General features: G+C 79.1%; 1 protein-coding gene. It reads right to left on the reverse strand.

The window, feature by feature from the left end:
- Window positions 1–40: 40 nt before the first annotated feature.
- Window positions 41–737: hypothetical protein (locus tag E2C05_RS32260; protein WP_205083296.1), on the reverse strand; the 697-nt coding region annotated here is incomplete at its 5' end.

Genomic DNA, 737 nt, shown 5'->3' on the forward strand with positions numbered 1-737 from the left:
CGGGTGCCCGCCCCGCCGGGCGCGCGTGGCGCCGGCGCGCTCAGCCCGGCGGGGCGGCCGGATGCGCCGGCGGGCGGCGCAACTCCCGCCCGATATTGGCACGGGCCCGCGCCTCGAATGCCGCATGCAGCGGCGGGGAACGCAGCACCTGCGGCGCGGCGCAGATCCGCGCCAGGAAGGCCCGCTGGGTCTCGACGAAGGCGTGGTCGTCCAGGTGCCGTGCCTCGGCCCGCAATTCCCGCGTGTTGCGGCTGAAGGTCGCCGCCTCCTCGCCGATCGGGGTCAGGTCCAGGTCGAGCATCCAGCGCCGCGCCGCGCCGCGCTCGCCATGCGGCAGCGGCGCGTTCAGGTGGTCCCGCGTCGCCAGGATGGTGTCGGCCACCCAGGCGATCTCGGCCGCGGTGAAGCCGCGCAGCCGCCGCGCGGCGCGGCGCCACAGCGCGGCCGACCGGACCTCGTTGTCCGGGGCGCCGGGCACCAGCACCGCGTCATGGAACAGGATCGCGGCGGCGATCAGCCGCGCCACGCCCGGGCGGCGCATCGGCCCGGTGCGGCCGAAGCGGCGGTGCCGGCCCCACAGCACGGACAGGTGGCGCAGGCCGTGATAGCCGCGCCAGGGCGCCGCCATGCGCCGCACCAGGTCGGCCCGCACCGGGGCCGGCAGGTCCACCGCCTGCAGGAGCGCGTCGAAGCCGCGCGGCCGGTTCACCGGCCACCGGCCCGGCGGGCCGGGCGCG

It is taken from the genome of Paracraurococcus ruber (assembly GCF_004353985.1).
Lineage (GTDB): Bacteria > Pseudomonadota > Alphaproteobacteria > Acetobacterales > Acetobacteraceae > Paracraurococcus > Paracraurococcus ruber.